The following is a 24,075-nucleotide window of genomic DNA, read 5'->3' as shown; positions in this document are numbered from 1 at the left end:
AGCGGGCTTGCTCGCGAAAGCGGTGTAACAGTCGCTACATGTTTGACTGACACACCGCTTTCGCGAGCAAGCCCGCTCCCACATTTAGAGCTCCACTCACCAGACGATCAGCGGTAGGCCGTTGCGATCCCTTCGCGCTCGGTCAGGCACTCCGGCGCCCCCATCTCGAACTCCCGGCAGATCAGCGGCCGTCGCTCGTAGATCGTGCACATCATCGTGTCCCGATCCAGCGCCGCGCACCAGCCGTCGTCCAGGCGCAACATCACTTCGCCGCCCCAGTCATCGGTATCGATATAGCGTTCCGGCACACCGGTGTCGGTGATCAGCATGACTTCCAGCTGGCAGCAGCAGGCGGCGCACGTCGAGCAGGTGACGGCGGGTTCGGTGATTTGGGTGTGGGGGATGTTGGGCATGGCGGCAGCTTCAAGCTTTGAGCGGCAAGCTGCAAGTAAAAGCCGACTGGCTTCAGTTTTTTGTGGCAGCGTTTGCGAGCAGGATAAAGAGCAAAGCCCACAGCAGTGCCAATGCGACCAGGCTCGCCCCCAAGGAATAACCGAAGCTCACCCCGGCAAGTTGACTGCCGGCGTAGTAAGACATCGGACCACCCACGGCGCCCAGTAAAGCGGCACGCCACCAAGGCTGAGTGCTCCAGGCCAGGCAATGACGCAGTGTGCTCGCCAGTAACGCCCAGAGCATTATCAACCACAGCGGAATCAACGGCCCAGGCTCGCTGAACTGGAAAAACCCCACATTGCGTAACAACGTATCTATCAACGTGCCCAACAAGGTCACGCCCAGGATCAACCTGCCGTCCTCAGCCCACGAACTTATCCACAGCAGGTGAATCGCCAGCGCAGCCAGCCCAACGAGAAGCCACAAACTGTCGCCACCCAGCACACACGCAAACCAACCGCACTGAAACAGCACGGCATTGGCCAGCGTCTTAAGCACTGAAGCGTCCGAGCAGCGGCGGGTTGATCGCGGATGGCTTGGCCAACAGCAATTGCGCGGTGCCGATGGTGCGCTCCATAAAGCCACCTTCGCAGTAGCACAGGTAAAACTCCCACAGCCGCAGGAAGTATTCGTCGTAGCCCAATTCGGCAAGGCGGCCGTGTGCGCGGCGAAAGTTCTCATGCCACAGGCGCAAGGTTCGCGCGTAGTGCAGGCCGAAATCTTCCATGTGCAGCAGGTTCATGTCGGTGTCGCGGCTGACGATCTGCAGCATCTTTTGCACGCAAGGCAGAGCGCCGCCGGGGAAAATATAGCGCTGGATAAAGTCGACGTTGGTTTTCGCCTGTTCGTAGCGTTGGTCACGAATGGTGATGGCTTGCAGCAACATCAGGCCATCGCTCTTGAGCAGGTGCGCGCACTGTTTGAAGTAGGTCGGCAGGAAGCGATGGCCCACCGCCTCGATCATTTCGATGGACACCAGCTTGTCGTACTGGCCAGTAAGGTCGCGGTAATCCTGCAACAGCAGCGTGACCTGGTCCTGCAAACCCAAGGCCGCGATGCGTTTTTCGGTGTAGGCAAACTGCTCCTTGGACAAGGTCGTGGTGGTGACCTTGCAGCCATAATGCTGCGCGGCATACAGCGCCATGCTGCCCCAGCCCGTGCCGATCTCCAGCAAGTGGTCGCTCGGCTTGAGCGCCAGCTTCTGGCAGATGCGCTCCAGCTTGTTCAGTTGCGCCTGCTCCAAAGTGTCGTCGGCGGTCAGGAATTGCGCCGCCGAGTACATCATGGTCGGGTCGAGGAATTCTTCGAACAGGTCATTGCCCAGGTCGTAGTGGGCGGCGATGTTTTTCTGCGAGCCCTTGCGTGTATTGCGATTGAGCCAGTGCAGGCCCTGGGTGAACGGACGTGCCAGGCGAGCGAGGCCGCCTTCCATCGCGTCGAGCACATCGAGGTTGCTGACCATCACGCGCACCACCGCCGTCAGGTCCGGGCTGCTCCAGTAACCGTGGATAAATGCTTCGCCGGCACCAATGGAACCGTTGGCCGCCACCAGGCCCCACACCGCCGAATCAAGGATCTGGATTTCGCCCAAAAGGTGCGCTTCCCGTGCGCCGAAGACCTGGCGCTCGCCGTCCTCGATCACCACCAACTGACCATGGCGCAATTGGCTGAGTTGACGCAGCACGGCCTTGCGCAGCAGCGCGGCGGTCATGCCGTTGACGTTCAGGCGATGGGTCTTGACCGATAAGCTAGGGGATTTCATGGCGGCGATCCTTGGTATACCCGACTGCGGTGCGAGAGGCGCCATCGGCAGCCTGATGGGAAAAAATCGGTGTGCGTTTGAGCAGCAGGCGCAGGGCCTGCCAGTAGATCGCGAGGCAGGTCTTGGCGGTCATCCAGGGAAAACGCCATAGGTAGCGGTGCAGGCTGGCACGGTTGAGCGTTTCTTTTTGCAGGCTCAAGGTCGCATCGAAGACTTTCAGTTCGCCCTGCCAATCGGCCATATGCACGCCGAGTCTGGCGGCGGGCGGGCTGAAGCTCATGCGGTATTCCAGGTCCCGCGGCAAGAACGGCGACACATGGAAGGCCTTGGCCACCGCGAAATGCTGGTGCTCATCCGCGCCCAAAGCCTGGGCCGGCAGCACGTAGTGATAACGCTCGCGCCACGGGGTGTTGGTCACTTCACACAGGATCGCGGCCAGACGTCCGTCTGCCTCGAAGCAGTAGAAGAAACTCACGGGATTAAAAGCCAGGCCCCAGCTGCGGGCCTGGGTCAGTAGGCAGATAACGCCCTGGGGTGTTCGCCCCAGTGCCTTGCCGACTTCCTGGCGCACGGCATCGCTCAAGCTGATGCCGGTGCGCGTCAATTCACGCAGGTAGTCCTGCTGGCGAAAACCGAAGGGCGCCAGGCGGCTACGCCCGGCCAGGGGCGAAAGCCCGAGCACTTCGTGTTCCTCGCTCAAATCCAGGTACAGCAAGCCGATGCGGTAGCGAAAGGCATGGGCCTTGGGCGTAAACCGACGATGGGCAATCCAGCCGCTGTACAGGGCGCTGTTCACAGGGTTTCCCCAAAGGCCTGGGCCACGTGCAGGGCGCTGACCACGCCGTCTTCGTGGAAACCATTGGCCCAATAGGCGCCGCAATAAAAGGTATTGCGTACGCCCGAAATTTCTTCCCGACGCTCTTGAGCTGCCACCGCCGCCAGACTGTATTGCGGGTGGGCGTAGGTATAGCGGGCAAGCACCTTCAGCGGGTTGATCACTGATGTCTGGTTGAGGCTGACGCAAAAGGTGGTGGCGCTGTCGATGCCTTGCAGGATGTTCATGTCATAGGTCACCGCCGCTTGTTGCTGCGCATTGCCGCTCAAGCGATAGTTCCAGCTGGCCCAGGCCAGTTTGCGGTCGGGCAGCAGGCGCGTGTCGGTGTGCAGCACCACGTCGTTGTCGGCGTAGGGCAGGGCACCGAGGATGTCTTGTTCGGCCTGGCTCGGGTCGGCCAATAACGCCAGGGCTTGGTCGCTGTGACAGGCGAAGACCACGCGATCGAATGCCTCACTGCCGGCCGGGCTGTGGATAACCACGCCGTTGTCGCTGCGCTCGACGTTATGCACAGGGCAATTGAGGCGGATCTGTTCACGAAAGCTGTGGGTCAACGGTTCGATGTAACGGCTGGAGCCTCCCTCGATCACGCACCATTGCGGGCGGTTGCTCACCGACAGCAAGCCGTGGTTCTTGAAGAAGCGCACGAAGAACTGCAAGGGGAAGCCCAGCATGTCGGCCAGGGACATCGACCAGATCGCCGCGCCCATCGGCACGATGTAGTGGCGGATAAACCGCTCGCCGTAACCGTTGGCGTCGAGATAGTCGCCTAGGGTCATCTCGGCGCTGATGCGCTGTTCCTGCAGGTCGAGCGGCGCCTGGCGATTGAAGCGCAGGATGTCACGCAACATGCCCCAGAACCCCGGCGACAAAATATTGCGACGCTGGGCAAACAAGCTGTTGAGGTTATTGCCGTTGTATTCGAACCGGGTGTGCTCGTCGCACACCGAAAAGCTCATCTCGGTGGGTTTGAACGTCACCCCGATCTGCCCCAGCAGGCGAATGAAGTTGGGGTAGGTCCAGTCGTTGAACACGATGAAGCCTGTGTCCACCGCGTAGCTTTTACCCTCGACAGTCACGTTGACCGTGTGGGTATGTCCGCCGATGCGGTCGCCCGCTTCGAACAGCGTGATCTCATGCTGGCGGCTGAGCAGGTAGGCGCTGGTCAGCCCTGCAATGCCGCTGCCGATGATGGCGATCTTCACAGGTCGTCCTTCTTCGGCGGTGGGCTGCGCAACATGCGCTTGCCGATGGCTAATTGTGCGCGGTTCGGCAGTTTCGACAGCGGCCACAGGGCGGCGATGAACAGCGCGGGAAAGGCAATCTCCAGCGGACGCTTCTCCAGCTTGTTGAAGATATGTTTCGCAGCCTTGTCCGCCGGCCAACTGAGTGGCATGGGGAAGTCATTGCGCTCGGTCAGCGGCGTGTCGACAAACCCGGGGCTGATCACGGTGACGTCGATATTTTCCGACGCCAGGCTGATGCGCAAGGATTCGAACAGGTAGCGCAGGCCGGCCTTCGACGCGCCGTAGGCTTCGGCGCGGGGCATCGGCAGGTAGGTCACGGCGCTGGCGACACCCACCAGATGCGGCGTCTGCCCTGCGCGCAACAGTGGCAACGCGGCTTCGATGCAATAACTGCTGGCCAGCAGGTTGGTGCGCACCACGTGCTCGATGATCGATGAATCAAACTGCCGTGCGTCAACGTACTCACAGGTGCCGGCATTGAGGATCACGGTGTCCAGCGAACCCCAGACCACACCGATATGCTCGCCGATCTCGCGCACGGTCTGGCTGTTGGTCAGATCGCCCGCGACTACCAGCACTTGGCCGGGATAACGCTGCGCGAGCGCTTCCAAAGGCCCTTTGGTGCGGGAGCTCAGCGCTACATGGGCGCCGCTGTTGAGCAACTCCACGGCCAGCGCGGCACCGATGCCACTGCTGGCGCCGGTCAGCCAATAACGGCGGGGCACTGTGCTGCTCATCCCATTCTCCTTTTCAGCCAACTGATGACGCTGCCCAGTACGGGCAAGTGTTCGTACAGCAAGGCGCCGGCATCGAAGTAATCTCGATGGCGGTACACCTTGTCACGCCACATCAGGTGCGAGCAGCCTTCCACGCGGATGACCTTGCCGCCCGCCAGGCGCGGGTGGCAGAAACTCATTTTCCAGCGCAGGTAACCTTCGCCTTCGGCCACTTGGTCGAAGCCGTGGAAGTCGAAGCGCAGTTGGCTGACGTTGCTGTACAGCTCTGCGAAGTAGCGGTGCAGGGCTGGCAGGCCATGCACTTCGTGCAGTGGGTCGGCAAAGGCGATGTCCTGGCTGTACAGGTTGTCGAGCAAATGCAGGTTGTGCTTGTCCAGCGTGGCGAACGCCTGGGCGAAGCGGCGCAGGAAATCACTCATGTTCGCCCCCGACGGCTTGGCGCGAAGGCAGGCTGCGGAAGGCGGCCAGGGCGCGTTCGCGGGATTTTTTCAGGTCGACAATCGAACGCGGGTAGTCGGCCACCCCGAACAAGCCGCCTACGGCCTCGGGGTTGTGCACTTCTTTTTTATTCAGTGCGGCCAACTCCGGCAGCCAGTGCTTGATAAAAATGCCCTCGCTGTCGAATTTCTCCGACTGGCTCAACGGGCTGAAAATCCGGAAGTACGGCGCCGAATCAGTGCCGGTGGACGAGCTCCACTGCCAGCCGCCGTTATTGGCAGCCAGGTCGCCATCGATCAGGTGGCGCATGAAGAAGCGCTCGCCTTCGCGCCAGTCGATCAGCAGGTTCTTGGTCAGAAACATTGCCACCACCATGCGAAGGCGGTTGTGCATCCAGCCGGTTTCCAGCAGTTGGCGCATGGCGGCGTCGATGATCGGCAAACCGGTGCGCGCTTCCTGCCAGGCAGCCAGGTCCTTGGGCGCGTTGCGCCAGGCCACGGCTTCGGTTTCGGGGCGGAAAGCGCGGTGACGGGAAACCCGTGGGTAACCCACCAGGATATGCTTGTAGAACTCGCGCCAGAGCAGTTCGTTGATCCAGGTGATGGCGCCCATGTCGCCACTTTCGAACTCGCCGCCGTTGGTTTGCAGCGCGGCATGCAGGCACTGGCGCGGCGAAACCACGCCCGCCGCAAGGTAGGCGGAGAGCTGGCTGGTGCCGGGCTTGGCGGGGAAGTCGCGCTCGTCCTTGTAATAGCTGATTTGCTGGTCGGCGAAGGCGTCGAGGCGACGTCGGGCTTCGTCTTCACCGGCAGGCCAGAGGGCGCGCAGTGCTTCGCTGGGTGGTTCGAAACCATCGACCGTATTAGGGACTGGATCGCTGTTCAGCTTGATCGGCGCCTGGGCCTTTGGCGCTGCGACCGTGCGCGGCAGGGCGCTGTGCAGGCGGGTGTAGCAAACCTTGCGGAACTGGCTGAACACCTGGAAATACGTGCCGGTCTTGGTCAACACACTGCCGGGTTGGAAGAACAGTTGATCGAGGTAGGTGTGAAAGGTCACGTCCTCGGCTTCCAAGGCCTTGGACACGGCAGCGTCCCGGCGGCTTTCGTGGATGCCGTATTCCTCGTTGACGTGAACCGACTCCACCGACAGTTCACGGCACAGTTTGCTCAGTGCTTCAGGCACGTCGTCCCACGTGGCGGCGGTGCGGATCAGCAGGGGAATATTCAGCGCGCCCAGCGTCTTGCTCAGGTCCTGCAGGTTGCGCAGCCAGAAATCCACTTTGCACGGCGCGTCATCGTGGGCCAGCCATTGCTGCGGCGTGATCAGGTACACGGCCGCAATCGGACCCCGCTGGCTCGCGGCGGCCAGGGCAGTGTTGTCGTGTAGGCGCAGGTCGGTGCGCAGCCAGATCAAATGCATTTAAACGAGTCCACGCTGGATCAGCAGTTGGTGGGCCGACAACGGATCTTCGGCGACGAACAATTCAGGGATGTCCTGGGTTAATACGGTCAACTCGGCCTGGTGGATGCACACCGTTGGTCCGACCATCAATTTTGGGCAACTGATACCCGCCAGAAGTTTTGCGAAAGTCGACAGGTGGAGCGCCTTGCTCGAGTACAGCAGCACCGCGCGCGGTTGCAGGTGTTCCACCGCAAGGGCCAGCTCACCGGCAGGCAGCGGCCAGTCGAACACTTCCACCGGGCAATCGGCGCTGCTGGCGAGCCAGGCGCTGAGCCACAGGTGCGGCTCCAAGGGCAGGTCGGATTGATTCACCAGCAGCAGCGGCGCGCCATGCAACTGGCGATTGTTGTGATAGATGCGCGCACCAAACTTGCTGCGCAGCCAGGACAGGAAAAACACCCGCTCCATCTGCGCGCCGAACTGACCTTGCCAGCGTTGTTCCAACTCCTGCAGCAATGGCAGCAGCAGTTGCTCGCACAGTGTGCGCGGCGGGTATAGCGCCATGGCTTGGTTGAAGGCGTCATCCACCCGGCGCTCTGCCAATTCGCTGATGGCCTGCACCAGGGTCTGGCGCAAGGTGTGCCATTCGTTTTCCACGGCATCGGGAACGCTGAGTGCTGAGTCGATCAGGCCTTTGACCTGGCTCACCGGCACACCGCGATTGAGCCAGGTGAGGATGGTGTGGATGCGTTGTACATGTTCGGCACTGAACAGCCGATGACCCTTGGGCGTGCGCTGGGGCACGATCAGGCCATAACGGCGTTCCCAGGCGCGCAGGGTCACGGCGTTGACGCCGGTCTGGCGCGCCACCTCGCGGATCGGCAACCAGCCGTCTTCGAGGGCTTGGGCGATGTCTTCGCCGGGTTCGTCTTGCAGGGCAGCTTTCATGGGCTAGATCGCATTTCGCAGGCTGAGGTTTTCCGGGTGCGGTTGCAGGTAGGCCTGCTGCGCGATGTAGCGGTCCGGGTGTTGGCGAAAGTGGTGCTTGAGCAGGGTCAGTGGCACCACCAGCGGCACGATGCCTTGGCGGTACTGGCCGATAACGGTCTGCATTTCCTGCTTGTCGTCGGCACTGATGACTTGTTTGAGGTAACCGCTGATGTGTTGCAGCACATTGGTGTGGGTGCCACGGGTGGCGCATTGGCTTAGGCCGGTCATCAGGTCGCTGAAGTAACAGGCGGCCAACTCATCGAGGTGGGTCTCTTTGGTCATGCTGCCCAGCAGGTGGCCGAGGCTTTTGTAGTGCGCCGGGCTGTGGGCCATCAACAGGTATTTGTAGCGTGAATGGAAGGCCAGCAGGCGGTGGCGGGTCAGGCCTTCAGCCAGTAGCTGTTGCCAGTCGGCGTAGACGAATACGCGGGTGAGGAAGTTTTCTCGCAGCACCGGATCATTCAGTCGACCATCTTCTTCCACCGGCAGGTTGGGGTGACGCGCACAAAACGCCTGGGCATAGATACCACGCCCGCCGCCGTCGACCGGGGTGCCGTTGTCACGGTAGACCTTGACCCGTTCCAGGCCGCACGACGGCGACTTCTGCATGAAGATATAGCCACACAGGTCAGTGTGTTGCGACGCCATCTGCTGGCCGTAATCGTCCAGTGGCTGGGTGACGTTCAGTTCGCGGTGTACCGTGCCGACGGCTTGCGGGTGGGCCGGGTCACCCACCAGGCGGATCGGTTCGCGGGGAATGCCCAGACCGATAGCGACCTCGGGGCACAGCGGCACAAAGTCGAAATAGTCGGCGAGGGTCTGGCTGCACAGCAGGGATTGTTTATGGCCGCCGTTGAAGCGCACGTTCTCGCCCAGGAGGCAGGCGCTGATGGCGATCTTTGGTTTGGAGGTGCTGGACATAAACGAACCTCTGCAAGATTCCTGTACAAGGCTTAAATCTTGTACAACTAAATCTCATCATAGATTCGATGCTGTACAAGTCAAATTATTTGTACAAGTTTTTGCGGGTCGGCTATTTCCAGCCGATTTTCCAGGCGTCGGCATTTTGCAGGGTTTGCCAGGTGAAGCGTTCGGCGCGTCGGGTCATGACGGCTTGCAGCTCGATTTCCAGCACCACGCCCTCTTCATCCCGAAACAATTCGGTGACCAAGAAGTGTTTTTCTTTGTTGCGAGGATGAGCTGCTGTCCATTTCGACAGCAGCAATTTAGCCGGATTGATGCGGTTCATTGCAGGTGTTCGATCAAGCGTCGCGCGGCTTCCTGGCCACTGAGCCAGGCCCCTTCGACCCGGCCCGATAGGCACCAGTCGCCACACACGTACAAGCCCAGGTCGGCATCGGCGAGCACGCCGAATTCGTGGCTGCTGGACGGTCGCGCATAGAGCCAGCGGTGCGCCAGGCTGAACGACGGTGCGGGCATGGCGCTGTGCAGCAATTCGGCGAAGGCGCCGTGCAGGTGCTCGATTACCGCCTCCTTGGGCAGGTCCAGGTGGGCCTTGCTCCACGTGCTGGTGGCGTGCAGTACCCACGTGTCGAGGTGGGTGTCACGTCCCGGTTTACTGCGGTTACGCGCAAGCCAATCGAGGGGGCTGTCTTGCACGAAACAGCCCTCCATCGGCGTATCCAGGGGCTTGTCGAACGCCAGGGCGATAGCCCAGGTCGGGTCCATTTTCACGCCGGCGGCAGCACTGGCCAGCTTGGGCGCGGCGGCCAGCAGGGCGGTAGCCTGGGGCGCTGGGGTGGCGATGATCACGTGGCTGAACGGGCCGTGGTTTTCGCCGTCGGCATCCAGCAGGTTCCAGTGTTGCTTGCCCTGGAACACATCGGTGATGCGGCAACCGAACGCCACCGGCAGGTCGTCGAGCAGGGCGCGGGTGATCGCGCTCATGCGCGGCGTGCCGACCCAGCGGATCTGTTCATCGGGGGAGGGCGTCAGCTGGCCGGACTTGAAGTTGTACAGCTGGGGTTTCCATTGCTCGGCCCAGCCATTGCTTTGCCAGCGTTGCACTTCGTTGACGAAGCGCCGGTCGCGTGCGGTGAAGTATTGTGCGCCCATGTCCAGGGAACCGGCATCGCTGCGCTTGCTGGACATGCGGCCACCACTGCCGCGGCTCTTATCGAAGAGTTGTACAACGTGCCCCGCGTCTCGTAACGCACGGGCGGCGGAGAGACCGGCGATGCCGGTGCCGATGATCGCGATGGGAACAGTCATGGGAGGCCTCGTTTTACCGTTGGGTACAGACTACGCCGACACCAATAGCTGTACAATATTGTTTTTTGGTATAAGTTTTGGCTTACCTGTTCTTACGGCGTGACCTATTGTTAAAGCAGAGGCTTAATCCAACGTTACGCTCGCTGCTTATAAAATAGACCAGTGAGGGGCGGCGAACGTTACATGAGGAAGATCCCATGCACATTTTGCTGACCGGCGGTACTGGCCTGATCGGCCGCCAACTCTGCCAACACTGGCTTGCGCAGGGGCATCGGCTGACCGTGTGGAGTCGTCAGCCGGAACAGGTCGCCAAGCGATGCGGCGCTCAAGTCGCAGGCGTCGAACACCTGCAACAGGTGATCGGCCAGGTGGATGCGGTCATTAACCTGGCCGGCGCGCCCATTGCTGATCGCCCCTGGACCCACAAGCGCAAGGCGTTGTTGTGGAGCAGTCGCATCAGTCTGACTGAAACCTTGCTGGCATGGCTTGAAAGTCTGGAGCAAAAGCCAGCGGTGTTGATTTCCGGTTCAGCGGTCGGCTGGTACGGCGACGGCGGCGAGCGGGAATTGACCGAAGCCAGCGGCCCGGTGCAGGACGATTTCCCCAGCCAGTTGTGTATCGCCTGGGAAGAAACTGCCCAGCGCGCCGAAGCCTTGGGCATTCGTGTCGTGTTGGTGCGGACCGGCCTGGTGCTGGCAGCCGAGGGCGGCTTTTTGTCGCGGCTGTTACTGCCCTTCAAACTGGCGCTGGGCGGGCCGATTGGCAATGGTCGGCAGTGGATGCCGTGGGTGCATATCCAGGATCAAATCGCCCTGATTGATTTTCTTCTGCACAAGCCGGATGCCCGTGGTCCTTATAATGCCTGCGCGCCACACCCGGTGCGCAATCGCGAGTTTGCGAAAACCCTGGGCCAGGTATTGCACCGTCCGGCGTTCATGCCGATGCCGGCCTTTGCATTGAAGGTGGGCCTGGGCGAGTTGTCCGGCCTGTTGCTGGGTGGGCAGAAGGCGGTGCCCGAACGCTTGCTGGCCGCCGGTTTCACTTTCCAGTTCACTGAGTTGCGCGCGGCCTTGGACGACTTGTCTAGCCGCCTCTAGAGATAGGATGTTGCATGACGGATCACGCGTTGTTACTGGTCAACCTGGGCTCGCCAAAGTCCACTTCGGTGGCCGATGTGCGCAGTTACCTCAATCAGTTCCTGATGGACCCTTATGTGATCGACCTGCCGTGGCCGGTGCGACGCTTGCTGGTGTCGCTGATCCTGATCAAGCGCCCCGAGCAGTCGGCTCACGCCTACGCGTCCATCTGGTGGGATGAAGGTTCGCCGTTGGTGGTACTCAGTCGCCGTTTGCAGCAGCAGATGACCTCACAGTGGACCCACGGCCCGGTGGAGTTGGCGATGCGCTACGGCGAGCCGTCCATTGAAAGCGTGCTGACGCGCCTTGCTGCCCAAGGCATCCGCAAGGTCACCCTGGCGCCGCTTTACCCGCAGTTTGCTGACAGCACCGTGACCACGGTGATTGAAGAGGCCAAGCGGGTTGTACGTGATAAGAAGCTGAGCGTGCAGTTCTCGATCTTGCAACCGTTCTACGACCAGCCGGAATACCTCGACGCCCTCGCGGCGAGTGTCCGCTCTTATGTGGAACAGGATTACGATCACCTGCTGCTGAGCTTCCACGGCCTGCCTGAGCGTCATCTGACCAAACTCGACCCGACAGGCCAGCATTGCTTCAAGGATGCCGACTGCTGCAAGAACGCCTCGCCTGAGGTGTTGAAAACCTGCTACCGCGCGCAATGCTTCAGCGTCGCTCGCGATTTCGCCGAGCGACTGGGCTTGCCGGAGGGCAAGTGGTCGGTGGCGTTCCAATCGCGTCTAGGTCGGGCGAAGTGGATCGAACCCTACACTGAAGCCCGCCTCGAGGCGTTGGCCCAGCAAGGCGTGAAAAAGCTGCTGGTGATGTGCCCGGCGTTCGTTGCCGATTGCATCGAAACGCTGGAGGAAATCGGCGATCGCGGGTTGGAGCAGTTCCGTGAAGCCGGGGGCGAGGAATTGGTGCTGGTGCCGTGCCTGAATGATGACCCGCAGTGGGCGAAGGCGCTCAATACCTTATGTGAAAGAGCGCCGGGTTCCCTATAGGCTCAGCGTCAAACTGACGGTGAGATTGCGCGGCTCACCGGGGTTGATCCAATAGTTGCTGTAGGACCGCTCGAAGTACTTCTCATCAAACAGGTTGTTGAGGTTCAGGCCCACGGTGACGTTCTCCGTGGCCTTGTAATGCGCCAGCAGATCGACCGTGTGATAGGCTGGCAGCTCGAAATTCGTGCCGGCCTCACCGGAACGATCGCCCACATACGTGAACGCCGCGCCCATGTCCGAGCCGCGCAACGCGCCATCCTGAAACTCATACACGCCCAAAAGACTGCCGCTGCGCTTGGCCACGCCAAGGATGCGGCTGCCGGCCGGAATCGCTTTCTCGCCTTTGGTCACTTCAGCATCGATATAGGCAAACGCGCCAATCACCCGTACGGCATCGGTCACTTGCCCGGTCAGTTGCAGGTCAAAACCCTGGCTGCGCGCCTTGCCCACGGCGCGGTTGAGGTTGGTGGCCGGGTCCAGGGTCAGTACGTTTTCCTTTTCGATATGGAAGGCGGCGAGGGTGGCGCTGAGGCGATCGTCGAACAGCTCGCTCTTGATTCCCACTTCATAGCCCACGCCTTCTTCGGGCTTGAACGATTTGTTGTTGGCGTCCAGGCCACTGTTGGGCTTGAACGATGTGGAGGCGTTGGCAAACACCCCGACCTGCGGTGTGAGCTGATAGAGCAGGCCGGCGCGTTGGGTAAAAGCGTCGTGGGTCTGCTTGCTCTTGGCGTGGTTGCGGGTGAAGTCGTCGATGCTCTGCTCGAAATGCTCGAAGCGCGCACCGACCATACCGCGCAGGCGGTCGGTGAAGATGATCTGGTCCTGCAGGTTCAGCGCGTGGCTTTTGGTCTGTTCGAAGAAGTCGGTGCCGGAGCGCGCGCCGTTGGGTTTGGGCTGGCCGTAGACCGGGCGGTAGATATCGATGGCGTACGGGCTGCCGGCGATAGCGGTCACGCGCTCCTTCTTGCGGTAGTCCTCGTATTCGGTGCCGACCAGCAGTTCGTGTTGCCAGCTGCCGATGTCGAACAGGCCGCGCAGCTCCAGCTGGGTAATGCTGTCGTGCCAGCCCATTGAGCGTTCGCGGTAGCGGCGGTTGATCGTATGGCCGTCGGCGTTCAGTGCGCGGTTTTCCGAGGCGTCACCCCAGAGGCTGCCTTGCTTGTAGTGGCTGGCCAGGCGCAGTTTCCAGGCGTCGTTGAGGTGGTGTTCGAGGGTCGCCTGAAGGCGGTTGTTGTGGTTGTCGATATCGCCATCGTTGGGCTCGCCGAGGAAGGTGGAGCGGGATACGTCGGGAGCGTCGACGATGCCACGGTCGAAAGTGGAGCTGTGGCGCACGAATTCGCTTTCCACCAGCAGGCTGGTGTCCGGGTCCAGTTGCCAACTGAACGAAGGCGCGACGAATACCCGCTTGCTCTGCACGTGGTCGCGGAAGCTGTGGTTGTCTTCCACCGCCAGGTTGACTCGGGTCAGCACCTTGCCTTCGCTGTCCAACGGGGTGTTGACGTCCACGGCGGTGCGATAACGGTCCCAACTGCCGGCGCTGGTTTGCAGAGTGGTGAACGCTTCAGGCTGGGGCTTCTTGGTGACGATGTTCACCGTGCCGCCCGGATCGCCACGCCCGTACAGGCTGGCGGCGGGGCCCTTGAGCACTTCGATGCGTTCGATGTTCGCCGCGTCCGGTGTGCTCGGGTAGCCACGGTTGGCGCTGAAGCCGTCCTGATAGAACTCCGACGTGGTGAAGCCGCGCACGCTGTATTCGTAGAGGGTCAGGCCACCGAAGTTGTTCTGCTTGGACACGCCACCGGCAAATTCCAGGGCGCGTTCCACGTTGTTGCTGCCCAGGTCTTTGAGCACCGTGGCGGGAATTACGCTGATGGATTGCGGGATGTCACGAATCGCGGTGTCGGTCTTTGTCGCGCTGGCCGAGCGGGTGGCGCGATAGCCTTTGACGGGGCCGGTGGCGGACTCATAGGCGTCGGTGGTGACGCTGATGGTGTCGAGTTCCAGGGTGTTGTCTTCGGCGTAGGCGGGGTCGAGCAGCAAACCCAAGGCCAGGCCAGCCAAGGGGGCGATTCTTCGAGACGGCATGATAGAGCGTTCCAATAGCGATATTGAAACAATATAACATGACCAATGAGAGTGGATTGCTTTGAAACATCAACTTACAGGTGCCCACGAACGGGCACCAGGACGAGGCGTTTTACTCCTCTTCTTTGACCGGCGCCGGCGGCGGACGCAAACCGATTTCCGCCAGCAACTTGATCTCCTTACCATTGCGCATCACCTGGATCGCCACCTTGTCGGTCGGCTTGATCCGCGCTACCTGGTTCATCGACTTACGGCCATCACCCGCCGGTTCGCCATTGATGCTGAGGATCACATCGCCCAGTTGCAGGCCGGCTTTCTGCGCCGGGCCGTCGCGGAAGATCCCGGCGACCACGATGCCTGGGCGTCCGGTCAGGCCAAACGACTCGGCCAGTTCCTTGGTCAACGGCTGTACTTCAATCCCCAGCCAGCCACGGATCACTTGGCCGTGCTCGATGATCGACTTCATCACTTCCATCGCCAGCTTCACCGGGATCGCAAAACCAATGCCCTGTGAGCCGCCGGACTTGGAGAAAATCGCCGTGTTGATACCGGTCAGGTTGCCATTGGCATCCACCAGCGCACCGCCGGAGTTACCCGGGTTGATCGCCGCGTCGGTCTGGATGAAATCTTCGTAGCTATTAAGGCCCAACTGATTACGCCCGGTGGCACTGATAATGCCCATGGTCACGGTCTGGCCCACACCGAACGGGTTGCCGATGGCCAGTGCTACGTCACCGACGCGCAAGCCATCGGAGCGGCCGAGGGTGATGGATGGCAGGCTTTTCAGGTCGATCTTGAGTACCGCGAGGTCGGTTTCCGGGTCGCTGCCCACCACGCGGGCCAGGGTTTCGCGGCCGTCACGCAGGGCCACCACGATCTGGTCGGCGCCGGTGGTCACATGGTTGTTGGTGAGGATGTAGCCTTCTGGGCTCATGATCACGCCCGAACCCAGGCTGGATTCCATGCGCCGCTGCTTGGGCCCATTGTCGCCGAAGTAGCGGCGGAACTGCGGGTCTTCGAACAACGGGTGCGCCGGTTTGTTGATGACCTTGGTCGTGTACAGGTTGACCACCGCCGGGGCGGCGATGGTGACCGCGTCGGCATAGGTCACCGGGCCTTGCACCACCGCGCTGGTCTGTGGCGCCTGTTGCAGGTTCACATCCAGGCTGGGCAGGCCCACCAGCTCGGGGTAACGCTGAATAATCAGCATCGCGATCAGCACGCCAGCCAACAATGGCCATCCAAAAAAACGCAGCGCCTTGAGCATCAAGTAAGTCCTGACAGGTTGCAGGGGGCGAGAGAGCGCCCATAATGTCGCGCATTATACGAGGCTGTGACGCCTGCGAACGGGATATTTAGGAGTCTTTTATGGCCGTCCCCCTTACCACCCTCGTCGAGGAAGCGGACCGCTACCTCGGCAGCGCCAAAATTGCCGATTATTGCCCCAATGGCCTGCAGGTCGAAGGCCGCCCGCAAGTGATGCGCATCGTCAGTGGCGTGACCGCAAGCCAAGCCCTGCTGGACGCGGCCGTCGAAGCCCAGGCCGATTTGATCCTGGTGCACCACGGCTACTTCTGGAAAGGCGAAAACCCCTGCATCACCGGCATGAAGCAGCGCCGCCTCAAGACCCTGCTCAAGCACGACATCAGCCTGTTGGCCTACCACCTGCCGTTGGACCTGCACCCCGACGTCGGCAACAACGTGCAACTCGCCCGTCAACTCGACATCACCGTCGAAGGCCCGCTGGACCCGAGCAACCCCAAGATCGTCGGCCTGGTCGGCTCCCTCGCCGAGCCCTTGTCGCCCCGTGATTTCGCGCGCCGTGTGCAGGAAGTCATGGGCCGCGAACCGCTGCTGATCGAAGGCAGCGACATGATCCGCCGTGTCGGCTGGTGCACCGGCGGTGGGCAGGGCTACATCGATCAGGCGATCGCCGCCGGCGTCGACCTGTACCTGAGCGGCGAAGCCTCCGAGCAAACTTTTCACAGCGCCCGCGAAAACGACATCAGCTTCATCGCCGCCGGCCACCACGCCACCGAACGCTACGGCGTACAGGCCCTGGGCGATTACCTGGCGCGGCGCTTTGCCCTGGAGCATCTGTTCATCGATTGTCCCAACCCAATTTGAGGGCCAAACCTGGGGGCATATTCATATACCGTTTCGATCTAGATGGCTCCCTGAATAGAAGCAGGTGCTGTGCTAGCATGCCCCGCTCGAACACGGCCCGCTGGCCGTCCATAAGATCGTTTTTCCGTGAGTAACCATGGTCGACAAACTGACGCATCTGAAACAGCTGGAGGCGGAAAGCATCCACATCATCCGCGAGGTCGCCGCCGAGTTCGACAACCCGGTGATGCTCTACTCGATCGGTAAAGACTCCGCCGTGATGCTGCACCTGGCACGCAAGGCCTTCTTCCCGGGCAAGCTGCCGTTCCCGGTGATGCACGTCGACACCCGCTGGAAGTTCCAGGAGATGTACAAGTTCCGCGACAAGATGGTCGAGGAGCTGGGCCTGGACTTGATCACCCACGTGAACCCGGACGGCGTGGCGCAGGGCATCAACCCCTTCACCCACGGCAGCGCCAAGCACACCGACATCATGAAGACCGAAGGCCTCAAGCAGGCGTTGGACAAACATGGTTTCGACGCCGCTTTCGGCGGTGCCCGTCGCGATGAAGAGAAGTCCCGCGCCAAAGAGCGCGTGTACTCATTCCGCGACAGCAAGCACCGCTGGGACCCGAAAAACCAGCGTCCTGAGCTGTGGAACGTTTATAACGGCAACGTCAACAAGGGCGAGTCGATCCGTGTGTTCCCGCTGTCCAACTGGACCGAGCTGGACATCTGGCAGTACATCTACCTGGAAGGCATCCCGATCGTGCCGCTGTACTTCGCCGCCGAGCGTGAAGTGATCGAGAAGAACGGCACGTTGATCATGATCGACGACGACCGCATCCTCGAGCACCTGTCCGACGAAGACAAAGCCCGAATCGTCAAAAAGAAAGTACGTTTCCGTACCCTTGGCTGCTACCCGTTGACGGGCGCGGTGGAGTCCGAAGCCGAGACGCTGACGGACATCATTCAGGAAATGCTCCTGACGCGAACTTCCGAGCGCCAGGGCCGTGTCATCGACCACGATGGTGCAGGCTCGATGGAAGATAAAAAACGTCAAGGCTATTTCTAAGGGGCTGTCATGTCGCATCAATCTGATTTGATCAGCGAGGACATCCTCGCCTACCTGGGCCAGCACGAGCGCAAGGAAATGTTGCGCTTCCTGACCTGCGGCAACGTCGACGACGGCAAGAGCACCCTGATCGGGCGCCTGCTGCACGACTCCAAGATGATCTACGAAGATCACCTGGAAGCCATCACCCGCGATTCGAAGAAGTCCGGCACCACCGGCGATGATATCGACCTGGCGCTGCTGGTCGACGGCCTGCAGGCCGAGCGTGAGCAAGGCATCACCATCGATGTGGCCTACCGCTACTTCTCCACCGCAAAACGCAAATTCATCATCGCCGACACCCCCGGCCATGAGCAGTACACCCGCAACATGGCCACCGGTGCCTCCACCTGTGACCTGGCGATCATCCTGATTGACGCACGTTATGGCGTGCAGACCCAGACCCGTCGCCACAGCTTCATCGCCTCGTTGCTGGGCATCAAGCACATCGTGGTGGCCGTCAACAAGATGGACATCAACGGCTTCGACCAGAGCGTATTCGAGCAGATCAAGGCCGATTACCTGAAGTTCGCCGACGGTATCGCGTTCAAGCCGAGCACCCTGGCCTTTGTGCCGATGTCGGCGCTCAAGGGCGACAACGTGGTGAACAAGAGCGAGCGTTCGCCTTGGTATACCGGGCAGTCGCTGATGGAGATCCTCGAAACCGTCGAGATCGCCAACGACCGCAACTACACCGATCTGCGTTTCCCGGTGCAGTACGTGAACCGTCCGAACCTGAACTTCCGTGGTTTCGCCGGTACCCTGGCGAGCGGCATCGTGCATAAGGGCGACGAAGTCGTGGTGCTGCCGTCGGGCAAGAGCAGCCGCGTCAAATCCATCGTCACCTTTGAAGGTGAGTTGGAACACGCCGGCCCAGGCCAGGCCGTGACCCTGACCATGGAAGACGAGATCGACATCTCCCGTGGCGACCTGCTAGTACACGCCGACAACGTGCCGCAAGTGACCGATGCCTTCGACGCCATGCTGGTGTGGATGGCCGAAGAGCCGATGCTGCCGGGCAAGAAATACGACATCAAGCGCGCCACCAGCTACGTGCCGGGTTCCATCACCAGCATCGTGCATCGCGTGGATGTGAACACCCTGGCCGAAGGTCCGGCGAGTTCGCTGCAACTGAACGAAATTGGCCGGGTCAAGGTCAGCCTCGACGCCGCCATCGCCCTGGACGGTTACGACAGCAACCGCACCACCGGCGCGTTCATTGTTATCGACCGTTTGACCAACGGCACCGTGGCAGCGGGCATGATCATCGCGCCGCCGGTAACCCACGGCAGCTCGGCGCAACACGGCAAGCTGGCTCACGTCGCCACCGAAGAACGCGCGCTGCGCTTTGGCCAACAACCGGCCACCGTGTTGTTCAGTGGCCTGTCGGGCGCGGGCAAGAGCACCTTGGCCTACGCGGTTGAGCGCAAGCTCTTCGACATGGGCCGTGCGGTGTTCGTGCTGGATGGCCAGAACCTGCGTCACGACCTTAACAAGGGCTTGCCGCAGGACCGCGCCGGGCGTACCGAGAACTGGCGTCGTGCCGCACATGTGGCGCGTCAGTTCAACGAAGCGGGCCTGCTGACCCTGGCCTCGTTTGTGGCGCCGGATGCCGAAGGCCGCGAACAGGCCAAGGCGCTGATTGGCAGTGATCGTTTGCTGACCGTCTACGTGCAAGCGTCGCCGTTGGTGTGCGCCGAGCGTGATCCGCAGGGCCTGTACGCGGCGGGTGGGGATAACATCCCTGGCGAATCCTTCCCGTACGACGTGCCGTTGAATGCCGACCTGGTGATCGACACCCAGGCCTTGTCGTTGGAAGAAAGCGTCAAGCAAGTGCTGGAGCTGTTGCGTCAGCGCGGCGCGATCTAAGGATCACAGCCACAAAAAAGCCCGCCATCGAGTGATCGATGGCGGGCTTTTTCATGCCTTATCGGGGGTACTGGGTATGCAGCTTTTCCAGTAATGCATCCTTGTCTTCCCACAACCGGTTGATCCAACCCTGGAACGCCGTCCGGTACTCCCCATCCTGCTCATAATTCTTGCCAATGAACTCGGCCGGGATCTGCACTTCTTCGAACTGCACCACCACATCCTTCACATTCCCGCACAGCAAATCCCAATACCCAGGGCGACCGGCGGGATAGTGAATGGTCACATTGACCAGTGACTTCAACTGCTCACCCATGGCATCCAGCACAAACGCAATGCCACCGGCTTTAGGCTTGAGCAGATAACGGAACGGCGACTTTTGCTGCGCATGCTTGCCCGGGGTAAACCGTGTGCCTTCGGCAAAGTTGAAAATGCCCACCGGGTTGTCGCGAAACTTCGCACAGGTCTTGCGGGTGGTTTCCAGGTCCTTGCCTTTCTTCTCCGGGTGTTTTTCCAGGTACGCCTTGGTGTAGCGCTTCATGAACGGAAAGCCCAGCGCCCACCAAGCCAGGCCAATCACCGGCACCCAGATCAGCTCCTGTTTCAGGAAGAACTTCAGCGGACGAATCCGCCGGTTCAGCACGTATTGCAGCACCATGATGTCGACCCAGCTTTGGTGGTTGCTGGTCACCAGGTACGAGTGCTGATAGTCCAGCCCTTCCAGGCCGGTGAGGTGCCAGCGCGTGCGCCGCACCAGGTTCATCCAGCCCTTGTTGTTGGTCACCCAGGCTTCATGGGTGTGGTTCATCAGCCATTCGCTGAAGCGCTTGGCAAACGGCAACGCCTTGAACAGCGCCACGATGAACAGGAACGAGCACAACAGGATCGTGTTCAGCGCCAACAACAGCGACGCAATCACCCCGCGCACGGCGGCAGGTAGAAAATCCAGCATTTAGATATCCATAGGTCGGTTGGCGGCTTGGATCGCGGTGAGCGCGATGGTGTACACGATGTCGTCTACCTGGGCGCCGCGCGGTAGGTCGTTGACCGGTTTGCGCAGGCCCTGGAGCATCGGCCCCAGGCTCACGCAATCGGCGCTGCGCTGCACGGCTTTGTGCGTGGTGTTGCCGGTGTTGAGGTCGGGGAACACGAACACCGTGGCCTTGCCGGCGACCTGGCTGTTGGGCGCCAGTTGCCGCGCGACGTTTTCGTTGGCGGCGGCGTCGTATTGCAGCGGCCCGTCGATCAGCAACGAGCTTTGCTGTTCGTGGGCGAGCAGGGTGGCTTCGCGGACTTTCTCCACTTCCTCGCCGCTGGCCGAGTCGCCGCTGGAATAGCTGATCATCGCCACGCGTGGCGTGATGCCGAATGCCGCCGCCGAGTCGGCACTTTGCAACGCGATCTCCGCCAATTCGGCGGCGCTTGGGTGCGGGTTCATCACGCAGTCGCCGTATACCAGCACCTGCTCGGGGAACAGCATGAAGAACACCGACGACACCAGCGTGCAGCCCGGCGCCGTTTTAATCAGCTGCAGGGCAGGGCGGATGGTATTGGCGGTGGAGTGGATGACGCCGGAGACCAGGCCGTCCACTTCGTCCAGCGCGAGCATCATGGTGGCGATCACCACGGTGTCTTCCAGCTGCTGCTCGGCCATCGGCGCGTTGAGGCTCTTGCTCTTGCGCAGCGCGACCATCGGCTCGACGTAGCGCTGGCGGATCAGGTCCGGGTCGAGAATCTCCAGGCCTTCGGGCAATTCGATGCCCTGGGCGCGGGCGACCGCTTCCACGTCTGCCGGTTTGGCCAGCAGCACGCAGCGCGCAATGCCCCGCGCCTGACAGATCGCGGCGGCTTGCACGGTCAGCGGCTCGCTGCCTTCGGGCAATACAATGCGTTTGTTGGCGGCCTGGGCGCGCTGGATCAGCTGGTAGCGGAACACCGCCGGCGACAGGCGCATTTCCCGTGGCGTGCCGCAACGCTGATGCAGCCAGCGCGCATCCAGATGGCTGGCGACGAAATCGGTGATGATCTCCGCGCGTTCGCGGTCATCAATCGGGATTTCCTTGTTGAGGCTGTTGAGCTGGTTCGCCGTGTCGTAGGAACCGGTGCTCACTGACAGCACCGGCAGTCCGGCCTGGAACGCGCCACGGCACAATTCCATGATGCGCGGGTCGGGCAGGGTGTCGCTGGTCAGCAACAGGCCGGCCAGGGGCACGCCGTTGATCGCGGCGAGGCTGACAGCGAGGATGATGTCGTCGCGGTCGCCGGGGGTCACCACCAGTACGCCGGGCTTGAGCAGCTCCACGGTGTTGCGCATGGTGCGGGCGCAGATGATGATCTTGGTCATGCGCCGGGTTTCGTAGTCGCCGGCGTTGAGGATCTGCGCGCCCATCAGGTCGGCCACGTCACGGGTGCGCGGGGCGTTGAGTTCGGGCTGGTAGGGAATGCAGCCGAGCAGGCGGAAATCACCGCTGCGCAACAGGGGCGAATGCTCTTTGAGGCGCGCCGCGAAGGCTTCCATGCTTTCGTCTGTGCGCACCTTGTTGAGGATCACGCCGAGGACTTTCGGGTCTTTTGGGCCGCCGAACAGTTGGGCCTGCAATTCCACGCGGCCGGAGAGTTCGGTGAGCACTTCGTTTTCCGGGGCCGAGACCAGGATCACCTCCGCATCCAGGCTCTTGGCCAGGTGCAGGTTGACCCGCGCCGCATAGCTGGCGCTGCGGGTCGGCACCATACCTTCGACGATCAGCACGTCCTTGCCCACGGCGGCTTGCTGGTACAGCGTGATGATTTCTTCGAGCAGTTCGTCGAGCTGGCCGTCGCCGAGCATGCGCTCTACATGGGCCAGGCCCAGGGGCTGTGGCGGCTTGAGGCCATGGGTGCGCGCCACCAGCTCGGTGGAGCGTTCAGGGCCAGTATCGCCGGGGTGTGGTTGGGCAATCGGCTTGAAGAACCCGACTTTCAGCCCGGCCCGCTCAAGGGTGCGCACCAGCCCAAGGCTGATGGAGGTCAGACCCACACCAAAATCGGTGGGCGCGATAAAAAAAGTCTGCATGCGAATTCTCTGAAGGTGCATGGCTTCGGTGAGGTTCTATGGTTGAACGTCTACCGGGAATCAGGCGCCAAGGTTATCGTTATTCGTGTGCTTGCGCACACCACCCGCAGGCAAAGGGCTGGCCTATTTTTTCAAGGCGTTGCGCGGGGTCGAGTACCCAGGCGCGGGACTGCCAGGGTGGCTGGTGGCGCAGGTGCTGGGTGTGGCCGCAGGACAGCTCGGCGACCCAGTGCTGGTCGTCGTCCAGATGAAAACCGGTGACCGTCGAGTCGCTTGTGCGACCCCGTCTGTCCGGGTTCTGTTCGCTTTCGGGCAAATCCTTGTTTAGACTTGTCCGTTCTTCATTCTTATGCAAAAGGTCTCGCCCCATGACGATCGCCGCTAACAAGGCTGTCTCCATCGACTATACCCTGACCAACGACGCTGGTGAGGTCATCGACAGCTCCGCCGGCGGCGCGCCGCTGGTCTACCTGCAAGGCGCAGGTAACATCATCCCAGGCCTGGAAAAGGCTCTGGAAGGCAAGAACGTCGGTGATGAGCTGACCGTTGCCGTAGAACCTGAAGATGCCTACGGTGAGTACTCGGCCGAATTGGTCAGCACCCTGAGCCGCAGCATGTTCGAAGGCGTTGACGAGCTGGAAGTGGGTATGCAGTTCCACGCTTCCGCGCCAGACGGCCAAATGCAGATCGTGACCATCCGTGATCTGGACGGCGACGACGTGACCGTCGACGGCAACCACCCCCTGGCTGGCCAGCGCCTGAACTTCCAAGTGAAGATCGTTGCCATCCGCGACGCTTCCCAGGAAGAAGTGGCCCACGGCCACGTCCACGGTGAAGGCGGTCACCAGCACTGATTGATGTAGTAATCAGTTGCTAACAAAAACGCCCCGACTGGTTCGGGGCGTTTTTTTGTGCCCAAAGAATGTACGGGTTTCAAATGTGGGAGCGGGCTTGCTCGCGAATGCGGCGGGTCAGTCAGCACATGCATCAACTGATACACCGCATTCGCGAGCAAGCCCGCTCCCACATTTTGATCTGTGTTCCTGAATATGAGGCACAAACAAAAATGCCCCGGGCCTTTCGGTACGGGGCATTTCTTAACTGTTTCGCAACCTGGGTCGCGTTGCAGTTGTTACCACTTAGGCAGCAGCAGGAACGCTCAAAGCCTTGATGTGGCCATTCAGGCGGCTCTTATGACGAGCGGCCTTGTTCTTGTGGATGATGCCTTTATCGGCCATACGGTCGATAACAGGCACAGCCAGAACGTAAGCTGCTTGAGCTTTTTCAGCGTCTTTGGTGTCGATGGCTTTAACTACATTCTTGATGTAGGTACGAACCATGGAACGCAGGCTGGCGTTGTGGCTGCGACGCTTCTCAGCCTGTTTTGCACGTTTTTTGGCGGAAGGTGTGTTGGCCACCGTCGAGCTCCTCGAAAGACTTTTTAGGAAATAGCAAACAAAATAGGCCGCGAATCATGCCGATGACTTGATGTGTTGTCAAGGGCGGCTGATGCGAACTGCTGAGTGGTCGATCTGAAGAGGCGGGTGATTTATTTCCGGCGCTTGACCTGTAAACTCGCGAGCTTTGGCTCTGTGCTGTTGCAGGCGCGCA

At 61.1% G+C, this 24,075-nt stretch carries 24 protein-coding genes; 6 read left to right on the top strand and 18 right to left on the bottom strand.

All coding sequences use genetic code 11. The features are described from left to right. Nucleotides 1-107 precede the first annotated feature (107 nt). From HX812_RS06295 to HX812_RS06240, 12 genes are all read right to left on the bottom strand, one after another. Nucleotides 108-413: a YkgJ family cysteine cluster protein gene (locus tag HX812_RS06295; protein ID WP_177128121.1), complete on the bottom strand. Its 306-nt coding sequence runs from the start codon at nt 411-413 to the stop codon at nt 108-110. A 52-nt stretch (nt 414-465) separates the two neighbouring features. After that, nucleotides 466-951, bottom strand: coding sequence for a DUF2878 domain-containing protein (locus HX812_RS06290; RefSeq protein ID WP_038845765.1), 486 nt, complete (start codon nt 949-951; stop codon nt 466-468). Then, complete coding sequence (locus tag HX812_RS06285) at nt 944-2,215, bottom strand: cyclopropane-fatty-acyl-phospholipid synthase family protein (RefSeq protein ID WP_038845762.1); 1,272 nt, start codon at nt 2,213-2,215, stop codon at nt 944-946. The genes HX812_RS06290 and HX812_RS06285 overlap by 8 nt, the downstream gene beginning before the upstream one ends. Further along, nucleotides 2,202-3,011, bottom strand: a complete 810-nt coding sequence (locus tag HX812_RS06280) for a DUF1365 domain-containing protein (RefSeq protein WP_038845760.1) — start codon at nt 3,009-3,011, stop codon at nt 2,202-2,204. The genes HX812_RS06285 and HX812_RS06280 overlap by 14 nt, the downstream gene beginning before the upstream one ends. After that, entirely contained in the window at nt 3,008-4,255 is a 1,248-nt protein-coding gene (locus HX812_RS06275) for an NAD(P)/FAD-dependent oxidoreductase (protein ID WP_038845757.1), read from the bottom strand. Before HX812_RS06275 ends, HX812_RS06280 begins: the two co-directional genes overlap by 4 nt. Then, nucleotides 4,252-5,034: an SDR family oxidoreductase gene (locus HX812_RS06270; RefSeq protein ID WP_038845754.1), complete on the bottom strand. Its 783-nt coding sequence runs from the start codon at nt 5,032-5,034 to the stop codon at nt 4,252-4,254. The genes HX812_RS06275 and HX812_RS06270 overlap by 4 nt, the downstream gene beginning before the upstream one ends. Next, on the bottom strand, nt 5,031-5,453 hold the full coding sequence (locus HX812_RS06265; protein ID WP_038845752.1) for a nuclear transport factor 2 family protein: 423 nt from the start codon (nt 5,451-5,453) through the stop codon (nt 5,031-5,033). The genes HX812_RS06270 and HX812_RS06265 overlap by 4 nt, the downstream gene beginning before the upstream one ends. Then, complete coding sequence (gene phrB, locus HX812_RS06260; RefSeq protein WP_038845750.1) at nt 5,446-6,891, bottom strand: deoxyribodipyrimidine photo-lyase; 1,446 nt, start codon at nt 6,889-6,891, stop codon at nt 5,446-5,448. The genes HX812_RS06265 and phrB overlap by 8 nt, the downstream gene beginning before the upstream one ends. Beyond that, entirely contained in the window at nt 6,892-7,821 is a 930-nt protein-coding gene (locus HX812_RS06255; RefSeq protein WP_038845747.1) for a MerR family transcriptional regulator, read from the bottom strand. Nucleotides 7,822-7,824: 3 nt separating this feature from the next. After that, nucleotides 7,825-8,784 carry a DUF523 and DUF1722 domain-containing protein gene (locus tag HX812_RS06250; protein WP_038845745.1) on the bottom strand — a complete coding sequence of 320 codons (960 nt, stop codon included), beginning with the start codon at nt 8,782-8,784 and terminating at the stop codon, nt 7,825-7,827. A gap of 112 nt (nt 8,785-8,896) precedes the next feature. After that, complete coding sequence (locus tag HX812_RS06245; RefSeq protein WP_038845743.1) at nt 8,897-9,112, bottom strand: TIGR02450 family Trp-rich protein; 216 nt, start codon at nt 9,110-9,112, stop codon at nt 8,897-8,899. Next, the gene (locus HX812_RS06240) at nt 9,109-10,095 is read right to left on the bottom strand and encodes an NAD(P)/FAD-dependent oxidoreductase (protein WP_038845739.1); all 987 of its coding nucleotides are present in this window, start codon (nt 10,093-10,095) and stop codon (nt 9,109-9,111) included. The genes HX812_RS06245 and HX812_RS06240 overlap by 4 nt, the downstream gene beginning before the upstream one ends. 197 nt (nt 10,096-10,292) lie before the next feature. Between HX812_RS06240 and HX812_RS06235 the strand changes: the two genes are divergently transcribed. After that, nucleotides 10,293-11,192: a TIGR01777 family oxidoreductase gene (locus HX812_RS06235; protein WP_038845736.1), complete on the top strand. Its 900-nt coding sequence runs from the start codon at nt 10,293-10,295 to the stop codon at nt 11,190-11,192. Between the two features lie 14 nt (nt 11,193-11,206). Beyond that, a complete protein-coding gene (hemH, locus tag HX812_RS06230; RefSeq protein ID WP_038845734.1) occupies nt 11,207-12,232 on the top strand; it encodes a ferrochelatase in 1,026 nt (341 codons plus the stop codon). On the opposite strand, the gene HX812_RS06225 is transcribed toward hemH, so the two are convergent. Both HX812_RS06225 and algW read right to left on the bottom strand, forming a co-directional pair. After that, complete coding sequence (locus HX812_RS06225; RefSeq protein WP_038845731.1) at nt 12,227-14,323, bottom strand: TonB-dependent siderophore receptor; 2,097 nt, start codon at nt 14,321-14,323, stop codon at nt 12,227-12,229. The genes hemH and HX812_RS06225 overlap by 6 nt on opposite strands. A gap of 112 nt (nt 14,324-14,435) precedes the next feature. After that, on the bottom strand, nt 14,436-15,590 hold the full coding sequence (gene algW / locus HX812_RS06220; RefSeq protein ID WP_028618771.1) for a Do family serine endopeptidase AlgW: 1,155 nt from the start codon (nt 15,588-15,590) through the stop codon (nt 14,436-14,438). Between the two features lie 101 nt (nt 15,591-15,691). On the opposite strand from algW, the gene HX812_RS06215 reads away from it, so the two are divergent. The 3 genes from HX812_RS06215 to cysN all read left to right on the top strand — a co-directional run bounded on the left by HX812_RS06215 (nt 15,692) and on the right by cysN (nt 19,412). Then, on the top strand, nt 15,692-16,450 hold the full coding sequence (locus HX812_RS06215; RefSeq protein WP_033896983.1) for a Nif3-like dinuclear metal center hexameric protein: 759 nt from the start codon (nt 15,692-15,694) through the stop codon (nt 16,448-16,450). Nucleotides 16,451-16,586: 136 nt separating this feature from the next. Continuing rightward, a complete protein-coding gene (cysD, locus tag HX812_RS06210; protein ID WP_005784641.1) occupies nt 16,587-17,504 on the top strand; it encodes a sulfate adenylyltransferase subunit CysD in 918 nt (305 codons plus the stop codon). Nucleotides 17,505-17,513: 9 nt separating this feature from the next. Further along, nucleotides 17,514-19,412: a sulfate adenylyltransferase subunit CysN gene (gene cysN / locus HX812_RS06205; protein WP_038845728.1), complete on the top strand. Its 1,899-nt coding sequence runs from the start codon at nt 17,514-17,516 to the stop codon at nt 19,410-19,412. Between the two features lie 58 nt (nt 19,413-19,470). Here cysN and HX812_RS06200 read toward each other — a convergent pair whose 3' ends face one another. From HX812_RS06200 to HX812_RS06190, 3 genes are all read right to left on the bottom strand, one after another. After that, nucleotides 19,471-20,364 carry an acyltransferase gene (locus tag HX812_RS06200; protein WP_038845726.1) on the bottom strand — a complete coding sequence of 298 codons (894 nt, stop codon included), beginning with the start codon at nt 20,362-20,364 and terminating at the stop codon, nt 19,471-19,473. Continuing rightward, nucleotides 20,365-22,464: a phosphate acetyltransferase gene (gene pta, locus HX812_RS06195; protein WP_033896986.1), complete on the bottom strand. Its 2,100-nt coding sequence runs from the start codon at nt 22,462-22,464 to the stop codon at nt 20,365-20,367. It lies immediately after the preceding gene. A 79-nt stretch (nt 22,465-22,543) separates the two neighbouring features. Further along, nucleotides 22,544-22,834, bottom strand: a complete 291-nt coding sequence (locus HX812_RS06190; protein ID WP_080642382.1) for a DUF3565 domain-containing protein — start codon at nt 22,832-22,834, stop codon at nt 22,544-22,546. Here HX812_RS06190 and HX812_RS06185 point away from each other — a divergent pair. Continuing rightward, nucleotides 22,833-23,318: a peptidylprolyl isomerase gene (locus HX812_RS06185; protein ID WP_016976314.1), complete on the top strand. Its 486-nt coding sequence runs from the start codon at nt 22,833-22,835 to the stop codon at nt 23,316-23,318. The two genes, HX812_RS06190 and HX812_RS06185, sit on opposite strands and share 2 nt — an antisense overlap. A 285-nt stretch (nt 23,319-23,603) precedes the next feature. On the opposite strand, the gene rpsT is transcribed toward HX812_RS06185, so the two are convergent. Then, entirely contained in the window at nt 23,604-23,882 is a 279-nt protein-coding gene (gene rpsT / locus HX812_RS06180; RefSeq protein WP_003188401.1) for a 30S ribosomal protein S20, read from the bottom strand. Between the last annotated feature and the right edge of the window lie 193 nt (nt 23,883-24,075).

This window comes from Pseudomonas sp. IPO3749, from assembly GCF_013386605.1.
In the GTDB taxonomy this organism is placed as follows: Bacteria; Pseudomonadota; Gammaproteobacteria; order Pseudomonadales; family Pseudomonadaceae; genus Aquipseudomonas; species Aquipseudomonas azotoformans_A.
This window is presented reverse-complemented; position numbering and strand designations above follow the sequence as displayed.